Origin of the sequence: Shewanella yunxiaonensis (assembly GCF_018223345.1) — a bacterium.
GTDB lineage: Bacteria > Pseudomonadota > Gammaproteobacteria > Enterobacterales > Shewanellaceae > Shewanella > Shewanella yunxiaonensis.
The window spans coordinates 300,736-326,455 of the sequence record NZ_CP073587.1 but is presented as its reverse complement, the minus strand read 5'-3'; the positions used below and the strand labels follow the sequence as shown (position 1 = coordinate 326,455).

Below are 25,720 nucleotides of genomic sequence, written 5' to 3'. Positions count from 1 at the left end.
TACGATGGATAATAAAGAGCAGGCTAAATCTATTGTGATCACGTCTGTCAGTGGAAGATAGGTGCACTGTAGCGGTCACAAACCTGACTTATTATTTTGTTTACGATCAAACTCACAGGAACTGCAGAATTGACCTCGACCGAGGCATGGCTGCACCTTGGGGATTAGCACTGACTGGGTTACAATTCAGTTATCAGCATTTTTAATTGGAAGCCAAGATGATTAACGCCCAAAAAATCGAAGATCTGGCACGACAACTGAGTGACAACTTGCCGTCTGGAGTTAAGCAGTTTGCCGGTGAATTTGAAGAGCGCAGCAAACGTATTCTGCAGCAACAATTGTTGAAGCTGGATATGGTTTCTCGTGAAGAGTTTGACGTGCAGCAACATGTACTGCTGAAAACGCGGGAAAAACTCGAGGCGCTGCAGGCGCAAGTCGATGCCCTTGAAGCCAGACTGCGTGAGCAGGATTGAAAGTATTTAGCTGAAAAATGCGACTTTCCAAGTCTGTATTACAGAAAAAAATAAAGACAGCAAAAGCTGTCTTTATTTTGAGTATCGCGCTGAATTAGCTCAACACTTCTTCCAACGCACGCAAGCATAACGCCACGTTTTCGCGTCGAGCCCCATATCCCATCAGACCAATGCGCCAGGCTTTACCCGCCAACGCGCCGAGTCCGGCGCCAATTTCCAGGTTGTAGTTTTCCAGCAGTTGCTTACGCACAGCGGCATCATCTACGCCTTGGGGAATATATACCGCATTTAACTGTGGCAAACGTGAAGCTTCGGCCACCACAAAGTTGATATTCAACTTTTCCAGCCCGGCTTTAAGCAATAGGTGCATATCGTGATGCCTTTGCCAGGCATGCTCCAGCCCTTCGCTTGCCAGCTTGCGGAATGATTCATGCAGCGCATATAAAGCATTTACTGGCGCAGTATGATGGTAGCTACGCTTATTACCACCGCTCCAATAGCCCATCACCAACGACTGATCGAGGAACCAGCTCTGCACCGGAGTTTTGCGGGCTTTAAGCTTTTCGACTGCCGCATCAGAGAATGATACCGGCGACAATCCAGGCACGCAGGAAAGGCACTTCTGACTCCCGGAATAGATGGCATCAATGCCCCATTCGTCGACTTTTACTTCAACACCGCCAAGTGACGTCACCGCATCGACGATTGACAGACAACCGTATTCTTTGGCTATCGCGCACAGGGTTTTGGCATCGGACAAAGCGCCAGTAGAAGTTTCAGCGTGTACGAATGCCAGAAATTTGGCATCAGGATTGGCGTGCAGTGCAGCGCTTACCGCATCAGGGTCTACTGGTTCGCCCCAAGGGCTATCAACCATCACCGCCACACCACCAATGCGTTCGACATTCTGCCGCATCCGGTCACCAAAAACCCCGTTACGACAAACGATGACTTTCTCACCCGGTTCCAACAGATTCACAAAACAGGTTTCCATGCCGGCACTTCCTGGTGCAGAGACGGCAATGGTCATCTGATTTTGGGTCTGGAAGGCATACTGGATCAGCGATTTCAGCTCATCCATCATTGCAATGAATAGCGGGTCCAGATGTCCTACCGTCGGGCGCGACTGCGCTGCCAGCACTTCCGGATACACGTCCGAGGGGCCGGGCCCCATCAAGATACGACGGGGCGGATTGAAGGCGCTGACAACAGGTGCACTTAACATAGATGTCTCCTTACAACTGATTGAGGTGTAACCCAGTGGCAAGACCTTACCACAAATTTTGCGCCTTCTCCGTCCTGCTTTCGGCTAATCCCTTGCCGCTCTTGCCAAAAACAAACGATAGGCCGGACTATCGGTTTCTTCCTGCCAAACGAAGCCTAATTCGTCCAGAAAATGTGCGAAAGCCTCGTTATCTTCTGGCGGTACTTCAAATCCCGCTAATACCTGTCCGAACGCGGCTCCGTGGTTACGGTAATGGAACAAACTGATATTCCACTTACTTTTCAGCGTAGTCAGGAACTGCAATAACGCTCCTGGATACTCAGGGAACTCAAAGCTGAACAGCCTTTCCTGCAGCGGTTGTGGCGGCATGCCGCCCACCATATAACGCACATGCAATTTGGCAGTTTCATCGGCAGATAAGTCATGCACCACAAACCCAACAGCTTGCAACGCCGACGTAATTTCTGCTAACTCTTCCTGTCCGCGATTAACACGAATACCTGCAAAAACGACTGCCTGTTCACGACCGCTGAAGCGGTAGTTAAATTCAGTCATGGCGCGACCGGCCAATACCTCACAGAAATGCAGGAACGACCCCGGCTTTTCTGGAATGGTTACCGCCAATACCGCCTCTTTATGCTCGCCCAGCTCACAACGTTCAGATACATAGCGCAGACTATGGAAATTGACGTTGGCACCGCTGAGTATTGCTGCGACTTTACTGTCTTCTTCGGGGTGTTGAGCAACGTATTTTTTCAGCCCCGCCAGCGATAATGCGCCAGCGGGTTCAGCTATCGCACGAGTATCTTCAAAGATATCTTTCACTGCGGCGCAGATCTCGTCAGACGTCACGGTCACTACGTCATCAACGAAATCCTTCGCCAGGCGGAAAGGCTCATTGCCGATGCGCCGCACGGCAACGCCATCCGCAAATAACCCCACCTGCGGCAAGGTGACTGGTTCGCCCGCTTCCATGGCAGCTTTCAGGCATGCCGCATCTTCCGGCTCAACGCCGATGATTTTAACTTCCGGAAACACGGCTTTGTAATACGCGGCAATACCAGCAATCAGACCACCACCACCGACTGGCACGAAGATCACTTCCAGATCTCGCTGCTGTTGCAACATCTCCTGCGCAATCGTGCCCTGACCGGCAATAACCGATTCATCATCAAACGGCGGAATAAATACCCGCCCCTGATTGCGTGCCAGCGACATCGCATAATCATTGGCCTGATCAAATGACTGGCCGTATAACACCACGTTGCCACCAAGGCGGCGTACCGCATCGACCTTAATGTCAGGCGTGGTTCCCGGCATGACGATCACCGCATCAATACCGCGACTGGCTGCCGACAGTGCTACGCCTTGCGCATGGTTCCCCGCCGAAGCGCAAACCACACCACACTTGGCTTCTTCAGCCGTCAGCTCGGCAATACGGTTATAGGCACCGCGCAGCTTAAATGAATGCACCGGTTGCAGGTCTTCTCGTTTCAGATACACCTGACAACCCAGTCTGGCGGAAAGCTTTTTCAGTAGTGGTAATGGCGTCACTTTGGCGACATCGTAAACACTGGAAAGCAGGATCCGTTGCAGATAATAGTTCGCCAGAGACAACTGGGATTGTGATGCAAGCGCTAACATCTCAGTCCTCCAGCAGTGCGCGGTTACGTACTGCACCTTTATCGGCACTGGTTGCCATCAGAGCATAAGCTTTGAGCGCCATAGACACTGGACGCACACGCGCCAATGGTTTCCACGCCAAAGGACCTTTAGCTTCCATCGCAGCGCGACGAGCAGTCAGCACCGCATCACTTACCCGCAATGAAATACCACGTGAAGGAATATCAATATCGATCATGTCGCCATCTTCGATTAATGCGATAGTGCCGCCGGCAGCAGCTTCTGGAGAGACATGGCCAATGGACAGACCCGATGTGCCACCAGAGAAACGGCCATCAGTGATCAGTGCGCATTTAGTTCCCAGCCCCATGGATTTGAGATAACTAGTGGGATACAGCATCTCCTGCATACCTGGACCACCTTTCGGGCCTTCATAACGGATCACCACCACGTCACCGGCGACAACCGCACCACCGAGGATGCCATCAACTGCCGCTTCCTGGCTTTCAAATACACGTGCTTTGCCACTAAACTGCAGATTGGATTCATCTACACCCGCAGTTTTGACGATACAGCCATTGGCGGCAACATTCCCAAACAGCACAGCCAGACCGCCTTCCTGACTAAACGCATGCTCGCGATCTCGAATACAACCGGATTGACGATTAGTATCCAGCTCTGGCCAACGACAATCCTGGCTGAAAGCTACGGTAGTGGGGATCCCCGCAGGGCCAGCGCGATAGAATTCCTTCACCTTATCGCTATCGGCAGTCATCACGTCGTAAGCGGCCAAGACAGAAGCCAGCGTGCCATCTTCGGCGGCGACATGATGCACATCAGTATGCAGCAGACCCGCCCGGTTCAGTTCGCCGAGAATACCCATCACGCCACCGGCACGGTGCACATCTTCCATGTGATACAGCGGAGTCGATGGTGCAACTTTACATAAATGCGGTACTTTGCGGCTCAAGCGGTCGATATCTTCCATGGTGAAATCAACGCCCGCTTCCTGCGCTGCGGCCAGCAGATGCAGCACGGTATTGGAGGAGCCCCCCATGGCGATATCCAACGTCATCGCGTTTTCAAACGCTTTAAATGAGGCGATATTGCGCGGCAGCACGCTGTCATCGTTGTCGTAGTAATAACGTTTGGCCAATGCCATTACCCGTCTACCGGCTTCCAGGAACAACTCGCGACGGTCGGCATGCGTTGCCACCAACGAACCATTACCCGGCAACGATAACCCTAAGGCTTCAGTCAGACAGTTCATCGAGTTAGCCGTGAACATCCCAGAGCAGGAGCCACAAGTCGGACAGGCGCTACGTTCAATCTGTTCACTGTCGGCATCAGACACCCGTTTGTCCGCCGCAGCGACCATGGCATCGACCAAATCCAGCTTGATGATTTTGTCGGATAATTTGGTTTTACCGGCTTCCATCGGACCACCGGAAACAAATACCACCGGAATATTCAAACGCAGCGACGCCATCAACATCCCGGGAGTGATTTTGTCGCAGTTAGAGATACACACCAACGCATCAGCGCAGTGCGCATTCACCATATATTCCACGCTATCGGCAATCAGCTCACGCGATGGCAATGAATACAACATGCCGCCATGCCCCATGGCAATACCGTCATCGACGGCGATGGTATTGAATTCTTTGGCAATACCACCAGCAGCTTCTACCGCAGAGGCGACCAATGCTCCCATATCTTTCAGATGAACATGACCGGGAACAAACTGGGTAAAGGAGTTCGCAATCGCGATGATCGGCTTGCCGAAATCTCCCTCTTTCACGCCGGTAGCGCGCCACAAGGCGCGGGCACCAGCCATATTACGGCCTTCAGTACTGGTGGCAGATCTTAGTTTTGGCATTGCTCAATTCCTTTGTTTAATTCTGGTAAAAATTAATGTGCTGTTTTAACCGTTGATAGTGCTGGCCAATGGTTGGCTGCTTTGCACTTCACACGCGGTAACATCCATCAGCTTCACGAGCTGACGGCTTAATAATTCGATGGCGCGTTCGCTTGCTACTGTCATATCCAATAACAAGTGTTTATCGTCCTGTTCCGACATATGCATTTCACAGACCCGAAAGCCGCGATGACGAGTCACTCGTAATACCCGTTCCAATACTTCCGGACGTTGTTCCAAGGTCAATATCAGATGATAGATCATTCCTGCACCTCCACTTCTTCAATCATGTCACTGTTGGAGGCGCCCGGCGGCACCAATGGCCAAACATTGAACTTATCGTCTATCTGCACATGTAACAGGAAGGGGCCTTTGGTAGTCAGCATCTCTTCAAGTGCAGCGCTGACTTCTGCGGCTTTGCTAATACTGCGTCCAGGAATATTGAAGGCGGATGCGAGGGTCAGAAAATCGGGGTTATCGGAAAGGTCGGTCTCGCTGTAACGCTCTTCAAAAAATAGCTGTTGCCACTGTTTCACCATACCGAGTTTCTGGTTATCCAGTAACACAATTTTCAGTGGCAGCCGGCGGCGTTTGATTGTGGTCAGTTCCTGCACATTCATCATAAAAGAACCATCTCCGCTAACAGCTACCACGGTCGCCCCCGGACGTGCTACCTGTGCGCCCACCGCCGCCGGCAAGCCGAACCCCATCGTTCCAAAGCCGGCACTGGATAAGTGATCTTCCGGGCGACGGAACCACATATGTTGTGCCACCCACATCTGATGCTGGCCAACATCACAACTCACGACACTGTCTTCCGGCAAGTTATCCGCTAACTGCTTTAACAATGCGGGTGCATAAATCTGCTCGCCCGGCCGGTCATAACGCCAGGCATACTGTAACTTCAATGCGGCAACTTGCTGTTGCCAGGATGAGATATCTTGAGTCAAGGTTAACGCTGGCAACACGTCACAAAGATCATCACCAATGGCGACGTCAGGTTGCCGTAATTTGCCTTGTTCTGCCGCATCAATATCCAGATGGATCACTTTGGCGTTTGCTGCGAATGTATCCAGCTTGCCGGTGACCCGGTCATCAAAACGGGCGCCCACCACCAGCAATAAGTCGGCTTGCTGAACAGCGTGATTTGCAGCCTGGTTGCCGTGCATTCCTAACATACCCAGATAGCCAGAGGCGTCATGAGGAACTGCCCCAAGCCCTTTTAAGGTAGCCACCGATGGAATACCAGTTCGTTGGATCAACTCTCGAAGCTGTTCGACGGCGCCTGCCATACCGACACCACCACCGACATACAACATCGGCTGCTTTGCTTGGGCTAGCAGGGTATTGGCCGCATCAATCGCTGCGAGATCTAATGACTGCTCCACCGGCACCGCTTGCAGCGGAGTTTTGTACTCCAGAGCAGCTAACTGAATGTCTTTGGGAATATCTACCAGTACCGGGCCCGGACGGCCAGACGCAGCAATTTCAAAAGCACGATAGAGTGTGGGGACCAACTCTTCAGACGAGGTCACCATAAAACTGTGTTTGGTACAGGAAAGGCTCATTCCTAACACGTCCATTTCCTGAAATGCATCGGTACCGATGACTGGAGTGGCGACCTGACCGGTAATGGCCACCAGCGGAATGGAATCCATCATGGCATCTGCTAGTGCCGTAAACAGATTGGTAGCTCCCGGACCTGACGTCGCAAAGCAGACACCGGTTTTGCCACTGGAACGGGCATAGCCCACAGCGGCAAAACCGGCGCCCTGCTCATGGCGACTGAGAAGGTGCTCGACCTGACTGCCATACAAGGCATCATAAATAGGCATGATTGCCCCGCCGGGATAGCCGAATACTGTGGTGACTCCATGGGCAGCTAACACCTTGATGACTGCCTGACTACCACTGATTGTTTGCCCTTGTTCCATCGCTATTGTTACCTGCTGTTACCTGAACACGCCATAAAAACGAAAAAACCCCCGGTCCTTGCGGAGCGGGGGTTCGACTGCGACCAGTTGGTCTAACTTCGTGCCGAGCGCCACCCCCGCTGTGATCCAATAATAATCACTACGGTAATAATCACGAGGAGGAGCTTGGCGCTGAAGTTAATCATCTTTGGTGACAGTTTCCTGTTACTATCAAATTCCGTTGTTCTTTGCCGTTTAGCATTTGGACTCTCGGCGAACAGTTATTAAGCAATACCACAAAGGCTTTGCGAAACACAACAATTAATTTCCGGTAATTGATTTTTTGTGGTCAGCGACCATTCACCTGTTCTCATGCAAAAAGGGTTTCCGCTAACGGAAACCCTTCGGTTTGAACATTAAGATTCCAAATTGATACGTTTCATTTCAGTCATATAGCCACGCAATTCTTCACCGATATACTCTACATCGGTATTGCGGATAGCAGCGTTGACTTCAATTAGACGCATATTGTCTACTGCGTTGTCATCACCTTTCAGACCACCACCAACCCACTGTGGGTCCAGGCTGTTAACGTAACGACGTAACAGTGGCAGTGCCGCATGGTTGAACAAGTAGCAACCATATTCGGCGGTATCAGAAATCACCACGTTCATTTCATACAGACGCTTACGAGCGATGGTGTTAGCAATCAGCGGAGTTTCGTGCAATGACTCGTAGTAAGCTGATTCATCGATGATGCCTGAAGAAACCATGGTATCGAAGGCCAGTTCAACCCCCGCTTTGATCATCGCAATCAGGAAAATACCTTTGTCGAAATAGGTCTGTTCTTCAATGAATTCATCGCATTCTGGTGCCTGTTCAAAACCGGTAGCATTAGTTTCTTCACGCCATTTCAGCAGGTTAGCATCGCCATTGGCCCAGTCTTCCATCATCACACGAGAGAACTCGCCGCTGATAATGTCATCCATATGTTTTTGAAACAGCGGAGTGAGCATGGTTTTCAGCTCTTCCGAAATTTCATAAGCCTTGATCTTTGCAGGGTTAGACAGACGGTCCATCATGTTAGTGATACCGCCGTGTTTCAGCGCTTCAGTGATCACCTCATACCCTTTCTGGATCAGTTTCGCGGCATATCCTGGCTCGATGCCGTCATCCAGCATTTTTTCGTAACCCAGAATTGCACCCGTCTGCAGCATACCGCAGAGGATGGTCTGCTCGCCCATCAGGTCAGATTTCACTTCCGCGATGAAAGAAGACTGCAACACCCCGGCACGGTCGCCACCCGTCGCACTGGCATAGGCTTTCGCGATTTCTAAACCGTCACCGTTAGGATCATTTTCTGGGTGCACGGCAATCAGGGTGGGGACACCGAATCCACGCTTATATTCTTCACGAACTTCTGTGCCTGGGCACTTAGGCGCAACCATTACCACTGTGATATCTGGACGAACTTTCATGCCTTCTTCCACGATGTTGAAACCGTGAGAATAAGACAATACAGAACCTTGCTTCATCATTGGCATAATGGCATGAACGACTTTGCTATGCTGTTTGTCTGGCGTCAGGTTCAGCACCATGTCGGCCTCTGGGATCAGCTCGTCAAAAGTGCCAACTTTAAAGCCGTTTTCACTCGCGCGCTTGAATGATGCACGTTTTTCAGCAATCGCTTCTGGGCGCAGGGCATAAGAAATTTTCAACCCTGAGTCACGCATGTTCAACCCTTGGTTAAGACCCTGGGCACCGCAACCGAGAATGACAATGTTCCAGTCCTTAATATATTCACAGCCGTTAACAAATTCACTGCGATCCATAAAACGACACTGGCCCAGTTGTGCTAACTGCTCACGCAGACTCAGTGTATTGAAATAATTTGCCATCTTGGTCACCTGTATTCATAAAATCCTGAGGCACTACTCCCCCCAAGGGAGCAGTAATGGTGTTCACTATAGCTCAGGATGATGATTGCTTGAAATGATATATTTGGCATACTACGTTGCATATTTTGCAATATTTTGCATAAAAAAACATCGGAGCCAGATTGGTGGATATTCGCATTTTAAAAGTCTATCTCGACCTGTGTGACACGCTGCATTTTGGCCGCACCGCCGCCAACATGCATATAAGTCCTTCAGCACTCAGCCGCACACTACAACGGTTGGAACAGGACGTTGGCAATAAGCTGCTGGAACGAGATAATCGCAGCGTGGCTTTGACGCATGCGGGCAAAGCTTTCCGTCGATTTGCCGAAGAAACCTTAGGACAGTGGCAGACGCTGAAACGAGAGTTAGACACAGAACAGCATCTGCTGCGAGGAACGCTGCAACTCTACTGCTCGGTCACTGCGGCCTATAGCCACTTACCCGCCCTGCTTGATCGGTTTCGCCGGGTACAGCCCTTGGTCGATATCAGCCTGACCACCGGTGACGCAGCAGATGCGATTAAAAAGGTACAGAGTCAGCAAACCGATATTGCCATTGCCGCGTTGCAGGATGATTTCACCGATAAATTGCACTTTGCCCCGATCGGCAAAGTAACACTGTCAGTCATTGCCCCGGCGGTTCACTGTCAGGTACATACCTTGGTCAATCAGTCCCCAATCCCGTGGGAAAAGTTACCTTATATCGTGCCCGATCATGGCCCCGGCAGACTGCGCATGGAACGTTGGTTTAAGGCCATGAATATCAACGCTAATATCTATGCGCAAGTAAGAGGACATGAAGCCATCGTGCCGATGGTGGCCTTAGGATGTGGAGTCAGCATCACTCCGAATGTGGTCGTCAACAATAGTCCGATGATGGATCGTATTCAGGTACTACAGTCACCACAGCCCATTTCACCCTTTGAACTGGGCTGTTGTTGCAAACAGAAACGTCTCAATGATCCGTTGATTAACGCATTTCTGGCCGTGATCTAACTAGTGGGGTGGATCGATTTTTTCTTTGAGTGCCATCTCCGGATCAACTGGCGTCAGACGGCTCACTAATAGCTGATCCACTTTGTAGGAATCGATATCCACCACCTCAAATTTATAGCCAGCAAAATTCACCGAGTCAGTACGTTTCGGGATCTTTCGCAGCATATACATCATGAAACCGGCGACAGTTTCATAGTTCTGACTTTGCGGAAACTCTTCAATCTCAAATGCGCGCATGATATCCGTGATAGGGGTGACACCATCCACCAACCAGGAGTTAGCGTCACGAGCCACAATCTGTTCTTCACTTTCATGCAGCGACCAGGCTCCCATCACCGCACTTTGCAGATCGTTAGAAGTCACCATCCCCACGACCAAGGCGTATTCGTTCATCACTACGGCAAAATCTGCACGTTGCTGGCGGAAATACTCCATCGCTTCAGACAGACTCAAAGTATCCGGCACTATCACACAAGTGCGTACCAGAGAGGGATCCAGCAAATCAATCTTGCGACCGCTAATGACCCTGACCAACAGCTCTTTTGCGTCAACATAGCCTTTGATGTTATCCAGCTGACCATCGCACACTAAAAACTTACTATAAGGATGGCTACCAATTTTAGCCTTTATCTCTTCTTCACTGTCCTGCAGCCGGAAATACACCAAGCTTTCACGGGCGGTCATGGCCGATGTAACACTGACGGATTGCATTTCGAACACATTCTCGATCATCTGCTGTTCGTCTTTATCCAGCACCCCGGCTTCAGCGCCAGCATCCATAATGGCGTAAATATCATCAGATGTGATTTCATCGTTGCGCGCAGTGGGAATACGCAGACCGCGGAATACAAAATTAGCTAAGCCATTAAAGAACCACACAAAGGGTCGTAATAATTTAATGCAGACCACCATTGGACCGACCAATACGACGGCAACCTTTTCAGGAACAGCCATCGCCACCCGTTTGGGCATTAAATCGGCCAGCAGAATAAACAGACTGGTCACCATCACAAATGACAACAGAAAACTCACTTTACTGAGCCAAGGTTCAGGTAACAGTGATGCCAATATTGACGAAAAATAGGGAGTAAACGCTGACTCACCGACAATACCGCCCATGATCGCCACCGCATTTAAGCCGATCTGCACCACCGTAAAAAAACTTCCTGGAGTGGTTTGCAATGTCAGCACTTTTTCAGCACGGACATCGCCCTCTTCAATCATCTGCCGTAACCGCATTTTCCGCGAGGCGGCCAAAGCAATTTCAGACATCGAGAAAAAGCAACTGATGGCGATCAGACACAACACCACAACCATATTTTCAAATACACTCATAACGCACCTAAGGCACTGACATATCAGCGCAATACCAAGCATTGCGCGACAAACTATTGGGATAAAACATTAGATTGCTGCTACAGCAGCGTCGGTCATGCACAGTGCTGATGCCGACAATGGGGACACTCCAGGAAGATAACCGCCTATATTATAACCGATTTTTAAACACTATGGCAGCCACCCACAGTGAAAAAGGAGATTAACACCCGCTGATGAATCGGGTATTACACCAACAATGGGGAAAGAATTTTTATAGGAATTTACCGCTGCCACCGCAACTAACGGCCGCAGCGGTACATAAAATTATTGAAATTTTTGCAAGGATTCAACTCGCTGATAGCCCATTTCATTGAGCTGATCATTGACGCAGTCCAACAGGTAATCCTGCAGCTCTGCTTTAGTGACTTCATCTTCAGTCGCCATTTGGTGGCACACTTGCACTAACTCTTTAATATCGGCCACTGATGCTTGTGGTAATGGATCTTCATCTGCCACTACAGAGGCTGTTACCAACATTGCCGCTAGCAGCGCCAACGCTTTCATCTTAACTCTCCTTGCAAAGTTTTATCGGTGCCGGGCACACCGCCGGCACGTTAAATCGCGCACAATCTAGCACTAACCCTCAGGCTTTGATAACGAATTTTTTTTACTGTTTCCGTGACAAAATTTATCCGAATTTGTTACCTAAGGATCACAATAATTCAGCGCTTGATTTACTGCTAAACTCATTAACTAACAGGATGTTTTAACCACACAAGGATTTGTCATGGCCATTGCCAAAGTTGCCACTCGCGCCGCGGTAGGTGTCGAAGCGCCCCAAGTATGGGTAGAAGCCCATATCTCTAACGGTTTGCCCGCGTTCAATCTGGTGGGATTACCCGAAGCGTCTGTTAAAGAAGCACGAGAGCGAGTGCGTAGTGCGTTAATTAATGCCGGTTTCGAATTCCCGCAGCGACGTATCACGATTAATCTTGCGCCCGCTGATTTGCCCAAGCAAGGTGGCCGCTATGACTTACCTATCGCAATTGGCATTCTTGCCGCTTCCGAGCAACTACCACTGCAAGCATTGGAAGATCATGAATTTATCGGGGAGTTGGCGTTATCAGGCGAGATCCGTGAATGCCCCGGAATGCTGCCGGTCATTGTTGCCGCGCGACGAAAAGCGATGAAACTGGTAATACCGCAGGGCAACCGCAGTGAAGCTGAATTAGTGGGTTATGCCGAGATTCAGTTAGCGCAACACCTGCAACACGTTGCGGCTTATCTGCATGGGCAAATGCAATTACCGGGGATCACCCGCGAGATGCTGTGGCAGGATACGGTTTCATGCCACCATGAGCACTCCTGTCTCAGCGATGTCATTGGGCAGTATCAGGCCAAACAAGCGCTGGAAATTGCCGCCGCGGGTGGCCATAACCTACTAATGTTAGGACCACCGGGAACCGGCAAAACCATGTTGGCAAGCCGCATTATTTCTTTGTTACCCCCCCTTAATTATGAAGAAGCACTGGAAGTGGCAGCACTGCACTCGGTGGCAGGAATGACAATGGATACGACGCAATTTTATCAGCGACCATTTCGGGCACCACATCATACCAGCTCGGCGATTTCTTTAGTCGGCGGCGGCAGTGTACCCCGGCCAGGTGAGATTTCACTGGCACATCATGGCGTGCTGTTTTTGGATGAGGTCGCTGAATTTCCAAGGCGAGTGTTGGATTGCTTACGAGAACCGATGGAAACTGGCGAAGTCGTTATCTCTCGTGCTGCAGCTAAACTCACTTTTGCTGCACGGTTTCAGCTGATTGCCGCGATGAATCCCAGTCCTTGCGGCGATACCGGCACTGACAGCCGCGCCACACCAGATCAAATTCGTCGTTACTTATCACGTTTATCGGGTCCCTTTATCGATCGCTTTGATCTGACCATAGAGGTGCCGAAATTGCCGGCGGGGACGCTGACAGCCCCCAAAGCAGAAGGCGAAACCAGTGCCAATATCGCTGCGCGCGTGCGTTCAGCGCGGGAAGTTCAACTCAGCCGTGCCGGAGTTCTTAACTGCCAGTTAGGGAGTAAGGCGCTCAAACAAGCAGGCTTTAAATCAGCAGATTTAGTATTTCTGGAACAGAGCGTTACCAAGTTAGGATTGTCGGTCCGCAGTTTTCATCGGTTACAACGGGTGGCCCGCACGATAGCGGACTTACAGCAATCTAGCACCGTCGAGCGGCGTCACATTGCCCAGGCACTAGGTTACCGGGCAATGGACCGCCTGCTGACAGGATTGCGGGCACAATAGCCCAAAGAATGTCATTACGCCAACAACTTACGGGCGGCCTCGACCACAATCGAGATTGCTGTCTGTTCAGTTCCTTGCATCACCGCAGCATCCGGGATCTCTTGCTGTGTACGATTCACAATCACCCCGGCAACACACGCCGCTCGCCAGCCCTGACTGGCACACATAGTAAACAGTGTGGCGGACTCCATCTCATAGTTGAGTACGCCCAATGCCTGCCAATGCTTCAGCGAACCTTCAAAGCGCTGGGTCACTCGTCCAGAGACCGTGTCATAGCGCTCCTGTCCAGGATAAAAAGTATCAGATGAGGCGGTAATTCCCACATGCGGCTCAACCCCCTGCTCACGACAAGCGGCCACCATCGCAGCAGTACAGGCAAAATCCGCCACCGCTGGATACTCCATCGGCGCAAAATGCAGACTCGCACCGTCCAACCGGACTGAAGCTTGGGACACAATGATATCGCCAACCTTAACGTGAGGCTGAATTGCACCCGTAGTGCCGATTCGCAGGAAAGTACGGATGCCTAATTGCGCTAATTCTTCTACCGCAATAGAGGTTGATGGGCCGCCAATACCGGTAGAGCAGATGACAATTGGCTTACCATCAAGATTTGCCAGATAAGAGGTAAATTCACGATGGCTGGCAAGAAACTCCGCGTCATCCAGCAATGCGGCAATCCGCTTTACCCGTTCTGGATCTCCCGGAACAATTGCTAATGTTGCCCCACGCAACATGGTTTTGGTCAGTCCTAAATGGAACACATCGGCCATATAAACCTCTTATCGTCTTTGTAATGCCAATGATCCCGGAATCCGCTTCCGGGGAAACCGACAAGGTTACCGCGAAGCATACTATCGGTGCAACGCATCACGCGTTCTGACCGGAGACAATAACAAAACACATTACCTTGGGTATCAGAGGGCTTACTTGTTAATCCAGTTGCAGAGATGCGGCTAATGCATCATCAATACGATGATGACACTTTACTGAAAAACTTGGGAATAGACGCTACTATTAACACTTGTCGCTCAGACAAGTTAACTAGGATAAATCAGTACATTTACTAAAAGTATTTATTACAAGTCAATGTGTTAAGGAGTGTGCCCATGTTTACGGAATACGGTGCGTTGGTAGTAGAACTCAAAAATTCTAATGTTCAATTCCAAAAACTCTGCGAAGAACATGATCAACTCGATAAAGAGATTAAGAAAATTGAACGCTACCCATCCAGCGAATTTTCTCAAGATGTCAAAGCGATGAAAAAACGTAAACTTGAGCTGAAACAGCAGTTATTCGACATATTGAAATGTCAGCCAGAATTCAAACATTGAACAACCAGAAGGGCGCCAATTAGGCGCCCTTCTGTTAGCTACTAGATTTGCCTGTTACAGGTAATAGGCCTGTAATGGAGGGAATCCGTTAAAGCACACTGCAGAATAAGTGGTAGTGTAAGCACCAGTAGTCAGCCAGTACATACGGTCACCAATAGCCAAATCGCCAGGCAAACCATACGCATATTGCTCATACATGATATCAGCACTGTCACAGGTCGGGCCGGCAATCACACAGCGCTCCAACGGGCCTTTGGCATCGGTGTAAATCGGGAATTTAATCGCTTCATCCATGGTTTCAATCAACCCGGAAAACTTACCCACATCGGTAAACACCCAGCGTTCCAGCGCCGTATGAGATTTACGGCTGATCAACACCACTTCTGAAACCAAAACCCCGGCATTAGAGATCAATGACCGTCCAGGTTCCAGAATAATACGTGGGAAGTTGTCACCAAAATCCTCTTTGAGGAAGTAAGTGATCTGCTCGGCATACATTCCCAGAGTATTGGTTTTATCAATGTAATTCGCAGGGAAGCCACCGCCCATGTTTACCATTTTCAGTTCGATGCCGTGATCATCTTTGAGGCGCTGAAACAGCACACTTACTTTGCCAATCGCGGCATCCCAGGCACCGATATCACGCTGCTGAGAGCCTACATGGAAAGAGATACCGTAAGGTTCTAATCCAAGGTCACGGGCCAGCACTAGCAGTTCGTACGCCATTTCATTCTGGCAGCCAAATTTGCGCGACAATGGCCAGTCAGCAGTTTCTGTGCCTTCGGTCAAAATACGCACATATACTCGTGAACCCGGGGCTTCTTCAGCGATCATTCGCAGATCTGGCTCTGAGTCAGAGGCAAACATGCGTACACCGCGCTGGTAAAATTCCCGTACATCCTGACGTTTCTTAATGGTATTGCCATAACTGATGCGATCCGGCGTGACACCCAGCTCCATCACCATGTTCAGTTCATAAATTGAGGCAATGTCAAAATTTGCGCCCTTGTCACGCAGCAGCGACAGGATCTCCTTCGCTGGATTAGCTTTAACTGCATAAAACACATCGGCATAGGGGAAACTTTCCACCATGTCGTTGTATTGTTTGGCAATGATATTGGTATCAATCACCACAAATGGCGTCGGCTTGGTGTCCGCAAATGCTTTTATCTTGCTAAAGGTTTCACTGTCATAGTAATCAGCAACGTTAATAGCATGGAACTGGCTCATTGGCCCCAGATCTCCTAATCAGGCTGTCGGCAACATTGCCGGTACAGGTTGAAAAACGTGCGAAGTAGACGATATTTTTCCTTTGGATGCAACGAATTTTTATGCCACAGACGCAATTTTTTATTCGATTTTGTTTTCATCCTGTTAAATATGATTTTAGTGATTAAAAATCAATATGTTACACATGGCTGATAGGGGGTGTTTTGATGCACTTTTTCTTTCTATTAATTAGTATATAAACGTCATTTTTCTGCGATTATTTTCGATAAAAATAAAGTGTAGGCTTTATGACCATAGCTATTGGACGCAAGTGGTTGTTACCGCTGCGATATCTTGCTTAAAAACGCATTGGAGTCACGATGTCTGAACCTCAAAGTGCAGTCAGTTCGCGGATGCCAGCAATCTTTGTTGGTCATGGCAGTCCGATGAATGCCATTGAAGAAACGGCGTACACGCGCCAGTGGCAGCAGTGGGGCCAACAATTACCGGTGCCGAAAGCTATACTCGTCGTTTCTGCACATTGGTTGACCTATGGCACAGCCATTACCGGTGCCGCCAAACCTGAAACCATACACGATTTTGGTGGATTTCCAGCACAACTATATGCGCAACAATACCCTGCGCCAGGTGACCCACAATTGGCTCATCAGTTGGCCAAAATGATGGGGCCCAATGTTATTGTGGACGATACGCGGGGCTTAGATCATGGTGTCTGGTCGGTATTAATGCATATGTATCCACAGGCGGAGATCCCGGTATTACAACTTAGCATCGATCCTAGGCTGACACCCCAGCAGCAGTACGCCGTGGGGCGGAAGTTACGACCATTAAGAGATCAGGGGATTCTGATTGTGGCATCCGGCAATGTGGTACATAACCTAGGGGTTATGCGCTTTGACGGCCCAGCGTACCCATGGGCGCAAGAGTTTACCGATATGATAACCACCAAACTGCAAAGCCATGATGATGCAGCGGTATTGGATTATGAAAATCTAATATCACCACAAGTGGCACAGATGTGTCATCCGACAGATGACCATCTGCAACCACTGTTTTACCTGCTAGGCACTGGTTATGACGATGAGCCACGTCAACTGTTTGATAACAGCATTGATTTACGCGCCATCGCCATGCTCAGCATACAGCTTGGTTGATCATTTAGCGGCAGTGGGTAATTCAAGCCCACTGCTTTGCAATGCCTGTTTCAACGCCTCCGCACTGTCGAAGTAGCGAATTTGAGTGATCTTCAATTGCTCCAGATTAATTAATGCTGCAGTGTCATCCGCGACGGGGAACAGTTTGGTCGGTTGCCCCTCACGATCTAACGCCACCGGAAAACTAAAATCTTTCATTTTAGGGATGGCGACTAACCGCGCTATCAGTGATGGCATACCGCTAATATCGGCAATATATAACAGACCAATATGTTGCATCTGTTCTGTGGTCACGCCTGACAGTGCTTCACGAGCAATTTTGCCGCCGGCCATTGAGCGCGTGAAAACCAGCAGTTTGTCACCGTCATTTAAAGACTGAGGCGCATCGAACTGGTCTTGTAATGTTACTGGTTGCAGCGTATCGCCAACGGCGTATTCAGACGCCTGCGCCGACTGCAGCGTAAACAGCATCAGGCACATCATCAGCAATGTTGCGGGAATTTTCATGATCGTCCTTTTTAATTCGTTGTATAGTTGGCGCAATGTCGCGATAGTCATCATGACAATCGAACACATTACCACCATGCGCTAACGATACCACAACAACTCCGTGCCATGACATGCTGATTTAAGGAGAAAACGATGGCTGACTCCGGTTTGGGTTCTGAGCTGGCTCAGATACAACAGGTCTATGATGTTATTACCGAATATTTAGTGAAATACAGCTTCCAGATACTCGGTGCCCTGATTATCTTTTTGCTGGGGCTGTGGCTCGCAGGAAAAGCCTCCACAATGGTGGAGAAGCAACTGCAAAAGCACAATATTGATGTCACCCTGAGCACGTTTGTGACCCATCTGGTGCGATTACTCGTCATTATCATGGTGGGGATTATTGCACTGGGAAAACTAGGGATCAGCGTTACGCCAATGGTCGCAGCTATCGGTGCGGCATCTCTGGGCGCCGGTCTTGCTGTGCAAGGCATGTTATCCAACTATGCCGCAGGCATTACCATCATTGTGTCCAGACCATTCGTGGTGGGAAATACTATCAGTATTAACAATATCACCGGTCAGGTAAAAGATATCAAACTCGGTATGACCTTCCTCACCAACGAAGAGGGGGAGCTTATCAGCATTCCCAATAAACATATTCTTGGGGAAGTGCTGCATAACTCTTTTGCCAATAAGTTGGTGGAACTGCATTTCAATATCGATTACCAAACCGATCCGACTAAGGTGATTGAATTGATTAACGGCATACTGGAAAGCCATCCGCAAGTGGATAAACAATGCCCATTACAGGTTGGGATTAACGGGTTTAACAGTACAGGTCTGGATATTGGTGTGCGCTACTGGATCCCAACTGCCAGTTATTTCCAGGATAAATACCAGGTCAATTTGCAGCTATGGCAAGCGTTGGTCGATGCCGGGATCTCTATCCCACGTCCGGCCCAACAACTATATATTCATCAATAACTGATGGATCGACACTGCATATAGATGTGATCTGACGCAGATTATCGCTCATAAAAGCGACACCATGTGACGCAAAATTGTCTTATGTCAAAAATTTAACCCTGGTTACTTTGTATTGTTCAGCTGCCAATGCCACAGCAGTGACGTGGTACAACTAACGGTCGAAGAATCGAATCATGGTCCAAACACTAGAACAATATCAAGAAAGGCGACGGACCGCCATTTCACGCGATACTTTTTGGGATGCAATGACGCCAGAGCAAAAAATGGCATACTATCGGCTTCAGGGATACGGTTATCGCCTGCTGTTTGTAAGGCAGATGTATTCCGGCCCACTGGCAATCGTTGCGCAGCATTCCCAGTTAGCGACAATTAATTGGCAAGGAGACATTGATCTGCAACCTGAGGTCAAGTTACGTGCTTAGGCAGGAACCCCTGCCAATAAAAAAGGCGTGCTTTGCACGCTTTTTTTATTGGCGTTGCCATGACCTAAGTAGCGTTCGGCAGCAACATCTCTAAATGTGGAATACCATCCTCAAGATACACTGCAGAAACCGCCTGAAATCCTAACGCTGCATAAAACTGTCGTAAATAATCCTGGGCACCAATCCGAATAGCACTTTGAGTCCACTGTTGCCGACAAGCCTCGATTGCCTGTTGCATCAGCGCATGAGCCAAACCTCTTCCTCTGGCACAGGGTGCTACCAACACGCGACCAATACTGCACTCGTCATAACTACAACCTGGTGGCAATAAGCGCGCATAGGCCACCAGCTCCCCATTGTCGTAACCTATTAGATGCAGAGCACCTTGATGGCGATCTTTATCATCCAATTCCGGGTATGGGCACTGCTGCTCCACGACAAACACATCCACACGCAGTTTCAACACGGTATAGAGCGTATTTGTGTCCAAGTCAGCAAACGAATAACGCTGCCAATACATGAGCTGCCCCCTGAATTCCAAAAAGCGGATTACATCATAGAATCTATTGACTAGGAAGCTGAGGTCCACAAAGTGGATTGCGGTATAAATTTGGCTCCGGGAGCCGGTGCGGTTGTCGATAAGACCTGTAAAGGTGGCCGGGAAGCGCTTCGAAATAACCTGCACCGGCCAATAACCGTCTTAACGTCCAGTTATTGCTCCGGATACCAAAAGAGGTAACTGCATCATACAGTTGTCACCAGTAGCCAATTCAAGGCATCAGGCATGTTTGGGTGTGTTTAACACTAGAGATAACGCTGGTTATTCTACCTTTGTCACATAGAATTTATTAGACCGTCGATAATTTACCCACTGTTGCATGAGTGCAACAATCGAGATAGTCAGCGGCACTAGAAAGCGCGTTTTAATTCGTTCTGATTATCACCAAAATCCACTTATTAAAAATTATTCTATTGGAAGATGCGCCACCCTGAAAGCAGCGGCGTAGAATGAAATTCACCGACAGATGACTGTCGGTGCAACTGGTTTCATCGATACCTAAAAACGCAGGTATCACCAGCTGTCAGGTGAGTCTTGAAATCGCCGGGATATACCGACAGGTTATATAAATCCCTACGGTTTCTCCTAAAGTAAATACGGAAGGAAAACCATGAGTAAAGAACACAACAGCAGCAAAGAACAGAAGAAAAAGCCCCAGCTGAGTATGAAGGAAAAAAGGGCAGCCAAAGCCGCTAAACGGCAGGCCAGAAATAATCCGGTAGATAACAGCTGATACTTCTGTCAATGAAACTGAAATTTTTGCAGCCGCTTGTCGGCAACAGGATCACGAAAGGCACTCAATGAGTGCCTTTCTCTTTATGGCGGCCAAGGTTATTAAGAGCAACAATCTCTGCGCAACCAACGCCGTGGCACTTTGTCGTAGAGAGCTTTAGCCATCAGCCCCGCCAGTAATAATGCAGAATAGCCGACCACCACCTGCGGTAATACCTCATGTGCGGCACCAATTTGTGGTGTCACCTCGAAGCCAAATGTCGCCACCAGATAATTCACCACAAAACCACTCAACAGCGCCACCCCCAGCACACCACCCAAGTACCCGTACAATGCCCGTTTACCCAGCTCTTTCGACACAATCCCAAGTGTTGCAATATTGGTGGCGGGGCCAGCCAACATAAATACCAATACCGCACCGGGGGAAATCCCTGCCAATAGCAGTCCGGCGGCGACAGGTGTCGAAGCCGTAGCACAGATGTACATAGGGATTGAAATCAACACCATTGCCAACATCGCCAGCACCCCATCCCCCCAGCGAGCCAGAAAGTCTGCCGGGACATAGGTAGTCACTACCGCAGCAAAAAACAGTCCCACCAGCAGCCATAGTGCGGTATCTGCCACCAGATCTGTCGCCGCGTACTTGATGCCATGCCAAAGCTTACTCAGGAACGACATTTCTCGATTTTCCGAGGTTTCACCACCGCAACAACTACTTTTCCCGCTGCTACACCCACAACTGTCCTCAATTAAGGATTCATACCGCGGTTCTTTATCACTATAGCAACTGTCTGCCGCCTGCGCGGAACCACAGCAACTGCTCTCTTTGGCCGGTTTGACAGAGCAACCGCAAGACGAACTTGCAGTTGCAGTATTAGTGCAACAACTGCTCGGCTTCGATGCCGCCGATGTCACTGGTGAGAACATCCTCCCGGTTACTGGGGTAAATTTGGATACAGCATTGACCTTGTCGGCTTGAGCTTCATCGCGTCCCACCAGTAATCCAGCAACTATCGCGCTGACTACGGCGGCAATGGGGCGAACGACGGCCATAAAAGGCCCAAGAAGCACATAAGAAATCGTGACCGAATCAACTCCGGTTTCTGGCGTTGATACCAGAAACGAAGTCGTCGCCGCTTTTGATGCACCACTACGACGCAAAGCAACTGCAGCGGGAATTACGCCGCAGGAACACAGAGGTAATGGGGCACCGAATAACGCCGCTTTAATAGTACTACCGATACCATTTCCACCAAGCTGCTTGTGCATCCAAGTAGTTGGCACAAACATCTTTAACATACCGGCTAACAGCAACCCCAGTAATAACCATGGGGCAGATTCCATAAACAGCGCGATAAAATTATTCATCAACATTTGCAATCACCCTGTAGCGGTGCATGAATATGTATTGTTTCATCTGGTAACGCTTCAGCGCTGGATACATCACAAGACTCCAACGCCTTTAAAATTGAACAGTGTTCCGCGCTTTCCGGGCCACCACAGCAAGTGTCCGATAACAATTGCAGAGAACGACGAAAGCGATCGAGTTCCGCAATCCGTTGTTGCATCTGCGCGAGTTTGTCGTCCACCATGCCTTTAACATCACCACAGGCGCGGTTGGCCTTGTCCAGCTCGATAGATAACAGTTCTGAAATTTCACTCAGACTGAATCCCACCGCTTTGGCTCGCAGAATAAACTGTAAGCGTGCCGCATCATCGGTGCTGTATACGCGATAACCTGACGCTGTGCGCATGGAAGGCGTCAACAAGCCATGCTTTTCATAAAAGCGCAGCGTATCTGTATTCACTCCACACATGTTTGCCAGCTCGCCAATGCGTAACATCTGCCCTCACCTATCTTGCCTGTTGAGTATAAACCTTAGAGCTATATCCAAGGTCAAGCTATTTTAACTGAAAATCACTCTCATTTGATAGTTAAGATGATGCGGCTTCGTTCGCCAGAGGCGTATGTGTTGTTCGGCATAAAAAACAACGCGATTGAGGGATTTGCGCTAGAATACCGCCTCCGGCAGCATCCCAGATGCTCAAGGCTGGAGGGACTTTGGCAAAGTTATAAATATATAACTATGATTTTTATAATTTTTCTAAAGTCCTTTGCAATATCTAAACGTGGAAACTGTACTCAAATGACTACTGCCAGACCTATACGTCGTGCGCTGCTCAGCGTCTCAGATAAAACCGGAATCCTTGAATTTGCCCAAGCCTTGCACGCGCAAGGAGTGGAGTTGCTCTCCACAGGTGGCACCGCCCGCCTGTTGGCAGACAACGGCGTACCGGTTATCGAAGTCTCAGACTACACCGGTCATCCGGAAATCATGGACGGCCGAGTAAAAACCCTGCATCCCAAAGTGCACGGTGGCATTTTGGGCCGCCGCGGTCTGGATGAACAAGTGATGCTGGACAACCATATCAGTCCGATCGATCTGGTAGTCGTCAACCTCTACCCCTTTGCCGCCACCGTAGCCAAACCGGGTTGCACACTGGAAGATGCGGTAGAAAACATCGATATCGGTGGACCGACGATGGTGCGTGCCGCCGCGAAAAACCACAAAGATGTCACTATTGTCGTCAATGCTGCGGATTATGACCGCGTGTTAGCCGAAATGGCTGCTAACCAGGGTTCAACCACATTGGCAACCCGCTTTGATCTGGCGATTGCCGCGTTTGAACATACCGCGGCTTATGACGGCATGATCGCTAACTATTTTGGCACTATGGTGCCAGCACATAGCAAAGACAACTGCGACGCTGATTCTAAATTCCCGCGTACCTTCAACACTCAGTTGGTGAAAAAGCAGGATCTGCGTTATGGCGAAAACAGCCATCAGAGCGCGGCATTTTACACTGACCTCAATATTGATGAAGCCTCAGTGGCCACTGCCGTACAACTGCAAGGCAAGGCGCTGTCTTACAACAATATCGCCGATACCGATGCAGCGCTGGAATGTGTGAAGGAATTTGCTGAACCCGCCTGTGTGATTGTTAAGCACGCGAACCCTTGCGGTGTCGCGCTGGGCAGTAACCTGCTAGACGCTTACAACCGGGCATTTAAAACCGATCCAACCTCAGCGTTCGGTGGCATTATCGCGTTTAACCGTGAACTGGATGGCGATACTGCTGCGGCGATCGTTGACCGTCAGTTTGTAGAAGTGATTATTGCGCCAGTGGTTAGTCCGGCCGCTCGAGAAGTCGTTGCCAAGAAAGCAAATGTGCGTTTGCTGGAATGCGGACAGTGGCAGCAACCGACTAAAGGTTACGACTACAAGCGCGTTAACGGTGGTTTGCTGGTGCAGGACCGCGATCAGGGCACCACGACTGAAGCTGACCTGAAAGTCGTGACTAAGCGTCAGCCGACCGCCAGTGAGCTGAAAGATTTACTGTTCTGCTGGAAAGTCGCCAAATTTGTGAAATCCAATGCTATCGTCTACGCCAAAGCGGGAATGACTATTGGCGTAGGTGCTGGCCAGATGAGCCGCGTGTACAGTGCCAAAATCGCGGGTATCAAGGCGGCGGATGAAGGCTTGGTCGTCGAAGGTTCAGTGATGGCATCCGACGCTTTCTTCCCATTCCGTGACGGTATTGATGCAGCAGCAGAGGCTGGCATCAGCTGTATCATTCAACCAGGCGGTTCCATCCGCGATGAAGAAGTGATTGCTGCGGCGGATGAACACGGGATGGCGATGGTCTTTACCGGAATGCGTCATTTCCACCATTGATGATTTGCCCGGGGAGCCAGGCTCCCCGCTGACAGCATTAAGGAATTAACAGATGAAAGTACTCGTGATTGGTAATGGTGGTCGTGAGCACGCCCTGGCTTGGAAAGCTGCACAATCTGCTGACGTAGAGCAGGTATTTGTCGCACCAGGCAATGCCGGCACGGCGCTGGAACCCAAGCTGCAAAATATTGCGATTGATGCGACAGACATTGACAAGCTGTTGGCATTTGCCAAAGCGGAACAGGTAGCACTGACCATCGTCGGCCCCGAAGCACCGTTAGTCCTTGGTGTCGTCGACGCTTTTCGTGCAGCTGGGCAAACCATTTTCGGCCCAACCAAGGCGGCCGCACAATTAGAAGGCTCCAAAGCATTTACTAAGGATTTTCTGGCTCGGCACCATATTCCCACTGCCGACTATCAGAATTTTACCGAAATCGCCCCAGCCAAAGCCTTTGCTGCCACGCTCGCCGCACGTACGGGCTTCCCAGTGGTCATTAAAGCCGACGGGCTGGCTGCCGGTAAAGGCGTAATCATCGCGCAGGATCAGGCCGAAGCCGATGCCGCCATTGATGATATGCTCGCTGGCAACAAATTTGGCGAAGCCGGTTCACGCGTCGTCATTGAAGAGTTTCTGAAAGGCGAAGAAGCCAGCTTTATCGTGATGGTCGATGGTCACAACATTCTGCCGATGGCCACCAGCCAGGATCATAAAGCGCGTGATAATGCGGATAATGGTCCAAATACCGGCGGTATGGGCGCCTATTCCCCCGCGCCAGTGGTCACGCCTGAGATCCATGACTGGGTCATCGCCAATGTCATCCGCCCAACGGTCGATGGGATGGCTGCGGAAGGGAATGTCTATACCGGTTTCCTGTATGCCGGACTGATGATTGCGGCGGATGGCACGTCGAAAGTGCTGGAATACAACTGCCGCTTTGGCGACCCTGAAACCCAACCGATTATGATGCGATTAAAGTCTGATCTGGTAGCTTTGTGCCTGGCCGCCTGCCGCGGTGAACTGGATCAAGTGACCGCTGAATATGATGAACGCGCTGCCGTAGGTGTAGTGCTGGCTGCCGGGGGTTATCCAGACAGCTATCGTAAAGGGGACGTGATTGACGGGCTAAGTCTCGGCAATAATGATGCGAAAGTGTTCCATGCTGGCACCAAAATGCAGGATGGTCACGTGGTAACTAATGGGGGTCGGGTGCTTTGTGCAACCGCGCTTGGACATTCCGTTACCGCAGCGCAACAAGCCGCTTATGCACTGGTGGATGAAATTCACTGGGATGATGTGTATTTCCGTACCGATATCGGTTATCGGGCCATCGCCCGTGAACAGCAGCGTTAACCCGCGC

24 protein-coding genes are annotated in these 25,720 nt (G+C 49.9%); 10 read left to right on the top strand and 14 right to left on the bottom strand.

Translation table 11 applies throughout. The features are described from left to right. Window positions 1-218: 218 nt before the first annotated feature. Window positions 219-473, top strand: coding sequence for a ubiquinone biosynthesis accessory factor UbiK (ubiK, locus tag KDN34_RS01555; RefSeq protein ID WP_212595204.1), 255 nt, complete (start codon window positions 219-221; stop codon window positions 471-473). 94 nt (window positions 474-567) lie between these two features. Here ubiK and KDN34_RS01550 read toward each other — a convergent pair whose 3' ends face one another. From KDN34_RS01550 to ilvC, 6 genes are all read right to left on the bottom strand, one after another. Further along, window positions 568-1,698 carry a pyridoxal-phosphate-dependent aminotransferase family protein gene (locus tag KDN34_RS01550; protein WP_212595203.1) on the bottom strand — a complete coding sequence of 377 codons (1,131 nt, stop codon included), beginning with the start codon at window positions 1,696-1,698 and terminating at the stop codon, window positions 568-570. A gap of 84 nt (window positions 1,699-1,782) precedes the next feature. Then, a complete protein-coding gene (gene ilvA, locus KDN34_RS01545) occupies window positions 1,783-3,342 on the bottom strand; it encodes a threonine ammonia-lyase, biosynthetic (RefSeq protein WP_212595202.1) in 1,560 nt (519 codons plus the stop codon). Between the two features lies 1 nt (window position 3,343). Further along, the gene (gene ilvD / locus KDN34_RS01540; protein ID WP_212595201.1) at window positions 3,344-5,200 is read right to left on the bottom strand and encodes a dihydroxy-acid dehydratase; all 1,857 of its coding nucleotides are present in this window, start codon (window positions 5,198-5,200) and stop codon (window positions 3,344-3,346) included. 45 nt (window positions 5,201-5,245) lie between these two features. Then, window positions 5,246-5,503, bottom strand: a complete 258-nt coding sequence (ilvM, locus tag KDN34_RS01535; RefSeq protein WP_212595200.1) for an acetolactate synthase 2 small subunit — start codon at window positions 5,501-5,503, stop codon at window positions 5,246-5,248. Further along, on the bottom strand, window positions 5,500-7,173 hold the full coding sequence (gene ilvG, locus KDN34_RS01530) for an acetolactate synthase 2 catalytic subunit (RefSeq protein WP_212595199.1): 1,674 nt from the start codon (window positions 7,171-7,173) through the stop codon (window positions 5,500-5,502). Before ilvG ends, ilvM begins: the two co-directional genes overlap by 4 nt. Window positions 7,174-7,568: 395 nt before the next feature. Next, entirely contained in the window at window positions 7,569-9,050 is a 1,482-nt protein-coding gene (gene ilvC / locus KDN34_RS01525; RefSeq protein WP_212595198.1) for a ketol-acid reductoisomerase, read from the bottom strand. Window positions 9,051-9,214: 164 nt separating this feature from the next. On the opposite strand from ilvC, the gene ilvY reads away from it, so the two are divergent. Then, window positions 9,215-10,087: an HTH-type transcriptional activator IlvY gene (gene ilvY / locus KDN34_RS01520; protein ID WP_212595197.1), complete on the top strand. Its 873-nt coding sequence runs from the start codon at window positions 9,215-9,217 to the stop codon at window positions 10,085-10,087. On the opposite strand, the gene KDN34_RS01515 is transcribed toward ilvY, so the two are convergent. Together KDN34_RS01515 and KDN34_RS01510 are read right to left on the bottom strand one after the other, a co-directional pair. Then, window positions 10,088-11,422 (bottom strand): hemolysin family protein, encoded by a 1,335-nt coding sequence (locus KDN34_RS01515; protein WP_212595196.1) that lies wholly within the window; start codon window positions 11,420-11,422, stop codon window positions 10,088-10,090. It lies immediately after the preceding gene. A gap of 306 nt (window positions 11,423-11,728) precedes the next feature. Beyond that, window positions 11,729-11,968, bottom strand: a complete 240-nt coding sequence (locus KDN34_RS01510; RefSeq protein WP_212595195.1) for a hypothetical protein — start codon at window positions 11,966-11,968, stop codon at window positions 11,729-11,731. Between the two features lie 223 nt (window positions 11,969-12,191). Here KDN34_RS01510 and KDN34_RS01505 point away from each other — a divergent pair, with 223 nt between their 5' ends. Beyond that, entirely contained in the window at window positions 12,192-13,715 is a 1,524-nt protein-coding gene (locus tag KDN34_RS01505; protein WP_212595194.1) for a YifB family Mg chelatase-like AAA ATPase, read from the top strand. A gap of 14 nt (window positions 13,716-13,729) precedes the next feature. On the opposite strand, the gene udp is transcribed toward KDN34_RS01505, so the two are convergent. After that, complete coding sequence (udp, locus tag KDN34_RS01500) at window positions 13,730-14,488, bottom strand: uridine phosphorylase (RefSeq protein WP_212595193.1); 759 nt, start codon at window positions 14,486-14,488, stop codon at window positions 13,730-13,732. Between the two features lie 336 nt (window positions 14,489-14,824). Here udp and KDN34_RS01495 point away from each other — a divergent pair, with 336 nt between their 5' ends. Beyond that, window positions 14,825-15,049, top strand: coding sequence for a YdcH family protein (locus tag KDN34_RS01495; RefSeq protein WP_212595192.1), 225 nt, complete (start codon window positions 14,825-14,827; stop codon window positions 15,047-15,049). 54 nt (window positions 15,050-15,103) lie between these two features. Here KDN34_RS01495 and KDN34_RS01490 read toward each other — a convergent pair whose 3' ends face one another. After that, the gene (locus tag KDN34_RS01490; protein ID WP_212595191.1) at window positions 15,104-16,279 is read right to left on the bottom strand and encodes a type III PLP-dependent enzyme; all 1,176 of its coding nucleotides are present in this window, start codon (window positions 16,277-16,279) and stop codon (window positions 15,104-15,106) included. A gap of 359 nt (window positions 16,280-16,638) precedes the next feature. On the opposite strand from KDN34_RS01490, the gene ygiD reads away from it, so the two are divergent. Beyond that, complete coding sequence (gene ygiD, locus KDN34_RS01485; RefSeq protein ID WP_228730390.1) at window positions 16,639-17,433, top strand: 4,5-DOPA-extradiol-dioxygenase; 795 nt, start codon at window positions 16,639-16,641, stop codon at window positions 17,431-17,433. Here the strand turns inward: ygiD and KDN34_RS01480 are convergent, their stop codons facing one another. Continuing rightward, complete coding sequence (locus tag KDN34_RS01480) at window positions 17,434-17,940, bottom strand: hypothetical protein (protein WP_212595190.1); 507 nt, start codon at window positions 17,938-17,940, stop codon at window positions 17,434-17,436. A 135-nt stretch (window positions 17,941-18,075) separates the two neighbouring features. On the opposite strand from KDN34_RS01480, the gene KDN34_RS01475 reads away from it, so the two are divergent. Further along, window positions 18,076-18,909, top strand: coding sequence for a mechanosensitive ion channel family protein (locus tag KDN34_RS01475; protein WP_212595189.1), 834 nt, complete (start codon window positions 18,076-18,078; stop codon window positions 18,907-18,909). A 176-nt stretch (window positions 18,910-19,085) separates the two neighbouring features. After that, complete coding sequence (locus tag KDN34_RS01470; protein WP_212595188.1) at window positions 19,086-19,334, top strand: hypothetical protein; 249 nt, start codon at window positions 19,086-19,088, stop codon at window positions 19,332-19,334. A gap of 64 nt (window positions 19,335-19,398) precedes the next feature. Here KDN34_RS01470 and KDN34_RS01465 read toward each other — a convergent pair whose 3' ends face one another. Then, the gene (locus KDN34_RS01465; RefSeq protein ID WP_212595187.1) at window positions 19,399-19,854 is read right to left on the bottom strand and encodes a GNAT family N-acetyltransferase; all 456 of its coding nucleotides are present in this window, start codon (window positions 19,852-19,854) and stop codon (window positions 19,399-19,401) included. Between the two features lie 649 nt (window positions 19,855-20,503). On the opposite strand from KDN34_RS01465, the gene KDN34_RS17480 reads away from it, so the two are divergent. Beyond that, a complete protein-coding gene (locus tag KDN34_RS17480) occupies window positions 20,504-20,626 on the top strand; it encodes a hypothetical protein (protein ID WP_267459533.1) in 123 nt (40 codons plus the stop codon). Window positions 20,627-20,727: 101 nt separating this feature from the next. On the opposite strand, the gene KDN34_RS01460 is transcribed toward KDN34_RS17480, so the two are convergent. Both KDN34_RS01460 and zntR read right to left on the bottom strand, forming a co-directional pair. After that, on the bottom strand, window positions 20,728-21,999 hold the full coding sequence (locus tag KDN34_RS01460) for an SO_0444 family Cu/Zn efflux transporter (protein WP_212595186.1): 1,272 nt from the start codon (window positions 21,997-21,999) through the stop codon (window positions 20,728-20,730). Next, entirely contained in the window at window positions 21,993-22,469 is a 477-nt protein-coding gene (zntR, locus tag KDN34_RS01455) for a Zn(2+)-responsive transcriptional regulator (RefSeq protein WP_212595185.1), read from the bottom strand. Before zntR ends, KDN34_RS01460 begins: the two co-directional genes overlap by 7 nt. Window positions 22,470-22,772: 303 nt before the next feature. Here zntR and purH point away from each other — a divergent pair, with 303 nt between their 5' ends. Both purH and purD read left to right on the top strand, forming a co-directional pair. After that, window positions 22,773-24,362 carry a bifunctional phosphoribosylaminoimidazolecarboxamide formyltransferase/IMP cyclohydrolase gene (gene purH / locus KDN34_RS01450; RefSeq protein WP_212595184.1) on the top strand — a complete coding sequence of 530 codons (1,590 nt, stop codon included), beginning with the start codon at window positions 22,773-22,775 and terminating at the stop codon, window positions 24,360-24,362. Window positions 24,363-24,414: 52 nt separating this feature from the next. Then, window positions 24,415-25,713: a phosphoribosylamine--glycine ligase gene (gene purD / locus KDN34_RS01445; RefSeq protein ID WP_212595183.1), complete on the top strand. Its 1,299-nt coding sequence runs from the start codon at window positions 24,415-24,417 to the stop codon at window positions 25,711-25,713. Window positions 25,714-25,720: the final 7 nt, after the last annotated feature.

Coding starts and splice junctions, on each gene's coding strand:
- ubiK (WP_212595204.1), top strand. CDS start 219: ATGATTAACGCCCAAAAAATCGAAGATCTGGCACGACAACTGAGTGAC.
- KDN34_RS01550 (WP_212595203.1), bottom strand. CDS start 1,698: ATGTTAAGTGCACCTGTTGTCAGCGCCTTCAATCCGCCCCGTCGTATC.
- ilvA (WP_212595202.1), bottom strand. CDS start 3,342: ATGTTAGCGCTTGCATCACAATCCCAGTTGTCTCTGGCGAACTATTAT.
- ilvD (WP_212595201.1), bottom strand. CDS start 5,200: ATGCCAAAACTAAGATCTGCCACCAGTACTGAAGGCCGTAATATGGCT.
- ilvM (WP_212595200.1), bottom strand. CDS start 5,503: ATGATCTATCATCTGATATTGACCTTGGAACAACGTCCGGAAGTATTG.
- ilvG (WP_212595199.1), bottom strand. CDS start 7,173: ATGGAACAAGGGCAAACAATCAGTGGTAGTCAGGCAGTCATCAAGGTG.
- ilvC (WP_212595198.1), bottom strand. CDS start 9,050: ATGGCAAATTATTTCAATACACTGAGTCTGCGTGAGCAGTTAGCACAA.
- KDN34_RS01515 (WP_212595196.1), bottom strand. CDS start 11,422: ATGAGTGTATTTGAAAATATGGTTGTGGTGTTGTGTCTGATCGCCATC.
- KDN34_RS01510 (WP_212595195.1), bottom strand. CDS start 11,968: ATGAAAGCGTTGGCGCTGCTAGCGGCAATGTTGGTAACAGCCTCTGTA.
- KDN34_RS01505 (WP_212595194.1), top strand. CDS start 12,192: ATGGCCATTGCCAAAGTTGCCACTCGCGCCGCGGTAGGTGTCGAAGCG.
- udp (WP_212595193.1), bottom strand. CDS start 14,488: ATGGCCGATGTGTTCCATTTAGGACTGACCAAAACCATGTTGCGTGGG.
- KDN34_RS01495 (WP_212595192.1), top strand. CDS start 14,825: ATGTTTACGGAATACGGTGCGTTGGTAGTAGAACTCAAAAATTCTAAT.
- KDN34_RS01490 (WP_212595191.1), bottom strand. CDS start 16,279: ATGAGCCAGTTCCATGCTATTAACGTTGCTGATTACTATGACAGTGAA.
- ygiD (WP_228730390.1), top strand. CDS start 16,639: ATGTCTGAACCTCAAAGTGCAGTCAGTTCGCGGATGCCAGCAATCTTT.
- KDN34_RS01480 (WP_212595190.1), bottom strand. CDS start 17,940: ATGAAAATTCCCGCAACATTGCTGATGATGTGCCTGATGCTGTTTACG.
- KDN34_RS01475 (WP_212595189.1), top strand. CDS start 18,076: ATGGCTGACTCCGGTTTGGGTTCTGAGCTGGCTCAGATACAACAGGTC.
- KDN34_RS01470 (WP_212595188.1), top strand. CDS start 19,086: ATGGTCCAAACACTAGAACAATATCAAGAAAGGCGACGGACCGCCATT.
- KDN34_RS01465 (WP_212595187.1), bottom strand. CDS start 19,854: ATGTATTGGCAGCGTTATTCGTTTGCTGACTTGGACACAAATACGCTC.
- KDN34_RS17480 (WP_267459533.1), top strand. CDS start 20,504: ATGAGTAAAGAACACAACAGCAGCAAAGAACAGAAGAAAAAGCCCCAG.
- KDN34_RS01460 (WP_212595186.1), bottom strand. CDS start 21,999: ATGTTGATGAATAATTTTATCGCGCTGTTTATGGAATCTGCCCCATGG.
- zntR (WP_212595185.1), bottom strand. CDS start 22,469: ATGTTACGCATTGGCGAGCTGGCAAACATGTGTGGAGTGAATACAGAT.
- purH (WP_212595184.1), top strand. CDS start 22,773: ATGACTACTGCCAGACCTATACGTCGTGCGCTGCTCAGCGTCTCAGAT.
- purD (WP_212595183.1), top strand. CDS start 24,415: ATGAAAGTACTCGTGATTGGTAATGGTGGTCGTGAGCACGCCCTGGCT.